Origin of the sequence: Kitasatospora sp. NPDC007106, from assembly GCF_040634455.1 — a bacterium.
Lineage (GTDB): Bacteria > Actinomycetota > Actinomycetes > Streptomycetales > Streptomycetaceae > Kitasatospora > Kitasatospora arboriphila.
Genome location: NZ_JBEYFP010000429.1, coordinates 1 through 5,124 on the forward strand (window position 1 = coordinate 1; position 5,124 = coordinate 5,124).

Consider the following 5,124-nt stretch of genomic DNA (forward strand, 5'->3'; position numbering starts at 1 on the left):
CCATGGCGGCGTCCCGCCCGCTCGGGCGGTGGCCCGTGCCGTCGGCCTCGCCGCCGAGCACCATCCGCCAACGGCGCAGCCGCTCGTCGGCCGGGTCCAGCGGAGCGCGGGTGGCGGTCATGGATGCTCCTCGGGTGCGCGTACGGGTGCAGGTGCGGGTACGGACGGGCGGGGCGGCCGGAGCGCGGGCGGGCGGCGCGGTGACGGCGTCCCAACAGCCATGCAACCAGCCGGGACTGACATCCCGGCCGCCGCGCGAAGGCCCTGCCGGTCAGGTGTTGCGGCCGGTGGGCTGGCGCGGGATGCGGGGCAGCAGCGGCGCCGTCGTCACGTCCGGCAGGCCGAGCAGGAGGGCGAGGACGGGCAGGACCGCGTCCGCGCGCTGCTCGTCGAGCTCCTCGGGCGGGGCGGCCGCGGCGGCCGCGCCGGTGCCGAGCGGGCCGGCCGCGGCACGCTCGCCGATGGTGCGGCGCACGGCCGCCTCCAGGCCGGAGAAGGTGCGGCGCAGCACCGGCAACAGGTCGATCAGGGTGTCGCCGGGGACACCGGTGAGCCAGTCGTCGAGGAGGCCGAGCAGGGCGGTGTCGTGCAGCAGCAGGGCGCCGCCGCCGGCCAGGAAGCCCTCGATCCAGCCGGCCGCGTCGGCGGGGGCGCCGGCCGGGGAGAGCACCAGGCCCATCCGGCGGCCGGCCTCCGCGGAGTCGAGCCGGCCCTCGTCGAGGAGCAGCCGGACGGCGCGGCCGCGCAGCAGGCCGGGCACGCCGGTGGCGGGGCCGCCGGAGGGCTCGCGGGCGGCGAGGGAGTGCAGGGCGGCGGCCCACCGCTCGGCGGGGTGGTCGCCCGGGCCGTCACCGGCGGCGGGCGGCAGCAGGCCGACGGCGGCGTGGACGGCGTCGAGGTGGGCGCGCATGGCGGCGGCGCCGTCGGCGTCGAGCCCGGTGCAGGCGGGCGGCAGGCCGACGCCGATCCGCTCGGCGAGGCCGCGGGCGACGCCGTCGAGGGCGGTGGCGTCGGTGCCGCGGACGTCCCCGTAGCGCAGCGCGCGGACGAGGGCGGGCAGGGCGGCGGCGAGGTGCGCCACGTCGGTGTCCAGGGCGGCCCGGTCGGCGAGGGCCCGCATGACGGCGGGCAGGGCGCCGGTGAGGCCGGCGAGCAGGCACTGCTCGACGAGGCCGGTGAGGTCGGCGAGGTCGGTGGCGTCGGCGGCCTGCCGGGCGGCCTTGCCGCAGGCCGCGTCCTCGACGGTGGTGCCCCAGTGGGCGGCTTCGACGACGCGGACGGCGTACTCGGGCTCCCAGTGCAGCCGCCAGGTCTCCCGGAAGGTGCCGGTGGAGTTGACGGCGGAGCGGGCCGGGGCGCCCCAGTCGATGCCGAGCAGCCGCAGCCGGTGCAGCAGGCGGGAGCGCTCGGCGTCGAGGTCCTTGCGCAGGTCGAGGACGAGCTCCCGCTCGGCGGCCTCCGGCTTGAGGCGCAGGCTGCGCTGGAGGCGGGCGAGGTCGCGCTGGAGCGGGACGGCGGGGGCGCCGTCCGGGACCTCGCCGAGGGCGTCGCCGACCACCAGCCGGTCGTGGACGAGGGCGAGGGTGACGTCGGAGCCGTCGCACATCACGGACCGGACGGCGTCGAGGGTCTCGCCGAGGCCGGCGAGCGGGCGGCCGCGGAGCACGGCGAGCGTCTCGGCGAGCCGGACGGCCTCGATGACGTGCGCGGAGGAGACCGGGTGGTCCTCGGCGCGGAGCAGGTCGGCGATGCCGGTCATCCAGCGGGTGACCGGCCGGTCGGGGCTGGTGAAGAGGTGGTGGTACCAGCCGGGCGAGTCGATGCCGGCGCCGTAGCCGGTGTGCTGGGCGAGCCTGCGGTGCGTCCAGGGCACCCAGGTGATCTGGGTCTTCACCTTGGGCAGGCCGGCGAGCAGGGCGCGGTCGTGGGCGACGGTGGGCATGGTCTGCAGGGCGGGGACGTGCCAGGCGCCGCAGACCACCGCGATCCGGCGGTGGCCGGCCCGGCGGGCGGCGCGGATCTGCTGGCGCATGTACGCCTCGCGCAGGTCGTCGCGGCGGGCGCGCGGCCCGGCCGGGGCGGTCTCGCGCAGCGCGGTCATGGCCTCGGCGACCGCGGCGAAGGGCGCGAGGGCGTCCCCGTCGGGGGCGCGGTGCTCGACGACGTCCTCCCACCAGCGCTCGGGGTCGTCGTGGCCGGCGGCCTCGGCGAGGGCGGCGATCGGGTCGCCGATGCCGCCCTCCGCCTCCGCCGCCTCGCCGGACGTGCCCCCCGGCACGCCCGACGGGGCTTCGGCGAGCGCGAAGGTGTGCGCCGCGGGCAGGTCGACGAAGCGGACCGGGACGTCGTGGTCGGCGGCGTACCGCAGGGCCACCCACTCGGGGGAGAACACGGCGAACGGCCAGAAGGCGGCCCTGGCCGGGTCGTCGACGACGTGGGCGAGCAGGGCGACCGGAGGCTGCATCTCCTTGTCCGCGGCGAGCGCGGCGATCGCGTCGGCCTCCGGCGGGCCCTCGATCAGCACCGCGTCGGGCTTCAGCTGCTCCAGGGCGGCGGCCACCGCGCGGGCGGAGCCGGGCCCGTGGTGGCGGACGCCGAGCAGGGTGACCTCTGCGCTCATGGTCGTGGACCTCGCTCTCGGATGGTTCTCTCGGTGGGCTGGGGCCGCGGCGGCCGGGTCAGTGCGCGTGCTCGCGGGCGGCGCGGTAGAAGTCCTTCCAGCCGTCCCGCTCGCGGAGCACGCCCTCGACGTACTCGTGCCAGACCGTGCGGTCGGCGACCGGGTCGCGGACGACGGCGCCGACGATGCCGGCCGTGACGTCACCGGCGCGGAGCATGCCGTCGCCGAAGTGGGTGGCGAGGGCGAGGCCGTTGGTGAGCACCGAGATCGCCTCGGCGGTGGAGAGGGTGCCGCTGGGCGTCTTGACCTTGGTGCGGCCGTCGGCGGTGACGCCGGAGCGCAGCTCGCGGAAGACGGTGACGACGCGGCGGATCTCCTCGGCGCCGGTGGGCAGCTCGGGCAGGTCGAGGGAGCGGCCGAGCTGGTTGACCCGGCGGCCGACGATGTCGACCTCCTCGTCGAGCGTGGCGGGCAGCGGCAGCACGACGGTGTTGAAGCGGCGGCGCAGCGCGGAGGAGAGGTCGTTGACGCCGCGGTCGCGGTCGTTGGCGGTGGCGATCAGGTTGAAGCCGCGGACGGCCTGCGTCTCGTCGCCGAGTTCCGGCACCGGCAGGGTCTTCTCGGACAGGATGGTGATCAGGCTGTCCTGGACGTCGGCCGGGATGCGGGTGAGCTCCTCGACGCGGGCGATCTTGCCGTCGGCCATCGCCCGCATGACCGGGGAGGGCACCAGGGCCTGCCGGCTGGGGCCGTTGGCGAGCAGCTGGGCGTAGTTCCAGCCGTAGCGGACGGCCTCCTCGGGAGTGCCGGCGGTGCCCTGGACGAGCAGGGTGGAGTCGCCGCTGACGGCGGCGGCGAGGTGCTCGGAGACCCAGGTCTTGGCGGTGCCGGGCACGCCGAGCAGCAGCAGGGCCCGGTCGGTGGCCAGGGTGGTGACGGCGACCTCGACCACCCGGCGCGGGCCGATGTACTTGGGGGTGATCACGGTGCCGTCGGGCAGCGTGCCGCCGAGCAGGTAGGTGGCGACGGCCCAGGGCGAGAGCCGCCAGCGGGCGGGGCGGGGGCGGTCGTCGGCGGCGGCGAGCGCGGCGAGCTCGGCGGCGAAGGCGTCCTCGGCGTGGAGGCGGAGGACTTCACTCGTACGGGTGGTCGTCTCGGTGGTCATCGACATCTCCTGGGTACGGCCGCCGGGCATGGCTGTGGCAGGGTGCGGGCAGGGCACGGGGACGGGTGCGCGGCGGACGGGACGGCCGCGGACGGCCCGCCGGAACGCGGTGCGGCAGGGCCGGGACGGGCTTCTTCGTACGCCCTTCCGGCCTGCTGGAACCACCATGCACGAGCCCACTGACAAGCCGGGACGCCGCGGTGACCGGCCGTCAGTTCGACCGGACCGGATGTCAGTGGCCCGTCCTAGCGTCGTCGGCATGGAGGAACGCTGGAGCAACGAACACGTCCTGTCGCTCGCGCCGGACCAGGCGTCGCTGAAGGCGGCCGGCAAGCTGTCCGCGCCCGCGCCGTGGTCGGACGCGGGCTGGGGCGGCGGCGCGCTGTGGGGCGCCTGCAAGGGCAGCGGGAAGACGCCGTACTTCCCCTGCGTCGACCTCTCCGGGCCGGCGTACAAGTGCACCTGCCCCAGCCGGAAGTTCCCGTGCAAGCACGTGCTCGGCCTGCTGCTGCTGTGGAGCGCCGGCTCCCCGGCGGTCGCCGAGGCGGCGGCGCAGCCCGGGTGGGTGGCCGAATGGCTGGCCAGGCGTCAGGGCGCCGCCGAGCAGCGGGCCGTCCGGCAGCAGGAGCGCCGGGAGTCCTCCGCGGACGACCCGGCGGCGCGCCGGCGGGCCGCGCAGCGCGCCGCCCGGGTCGCCGCCGGCGCGCAGGAGCTGCGGCTGCGGCTCTCGGACGCCGTCCGGCGCGGCCTGGCCGACAGCACCGCCCCCGGCGGCTGGGAGGAGGTCGCGGCCCGGATGGTCGACGCCCAGGCACCGGGCCTGGCCGCCCGCGCCCGCGAGCTCGCCCACACCCCGCAGGACTCCCAGCTGGAGGAGTACGCCCTGCTGCACCTGCTGGCCGGCGCCTACGGCCGGGTGGACGAACTGCCCGCGCCGCTCGCCGCCACGGTCCGCACCCGGGTCGGGTTCAGCACCGGCGCGGACGAGGTGCTGGCCGGCCCGACGGTCCGCGACCGCTGGCACGTCCTCGGCAGCCGCGACACCGCCGACGACCGGCTGACCACCCGCCGGATCTGGCTGCGCGGCACCAAGACCGGCCGCCCGGCCCTGCTGCTCTCCTTCGGCAGCCCCGGCCGGGCACCCGAGACCGCCCTGCCGACCGGGCAGGTGCTGGAGGCCGAGCTGGCCTTCCACCCGGGCGCCCGCCCGCTGCGCGCCGTCCTCGGCACCCGTCACGGCGAGCCGGCGGCCGCCCCGGCCGGGCCGCCCGCCGGGGTCTCCCCCGCCGAGGCGGTGGCCGGCTACGGCGAGGCCGTCGCCGACGACCCGTGGCTGGAG

General features: G+C 77.7%; 3 protein-coding genes. 1 reads left to right on the plus strand and 2 read right to left on the minus strand.

Annotated elements, in window-relative coordinates:
- Positions 1-271: 271 nt before the first annotated feature.
- Positions 272-2,620 (minus strand): DUF5682 family protein, encoded by a 2,349-nt coding sequence (locus ABZ641_RS25325; protein ID WP_359985182.1) that lies wholly within the window; start codon positions 2,618-2,620, stop codon positions 272-274.
- Between the two features lie 58 nt (positions 2,621-2,678).
- Entirely contained in the window at positions 2,679-3,785 is a 1,107-nt protein-coding gene (locus ABZ641_RS25330) for an AAA family ATPase (protein WP_344626880.1), read from the minus strand.
- Positions 3,786-4,044: 259 nt separating this feature from the next.
- Here ABZ641_RS25330 and ABZ641_RS25335 point away from each other — a divergent pair.
- The coding region (locus ABZ641_RS25335) for an SWIM zinc finger family protein (protein WP_359985186.1) at positions 4,045-5,124 on the plus strand (1,080 nt) is incomplete at its 3' end.

Excerpts from the sequence above, each read along its gene's own strand:
- ABZ641_RS25325 (WP_359985182.1), bottom strand. The coding sequence starts at position 2,620 with ATGAGCGCAGAGGTCACCCTGCTCGGCGTCCGCCACCACGGGCCCGGC.
- ABZ641_RS25330 (WP_344626880.1), bottom strand. The coding sequence starts at position 3,785 with ATGACCACCGAGACGACCACCCGTACGAGTGAAGTCCTCCGCCTCCAC.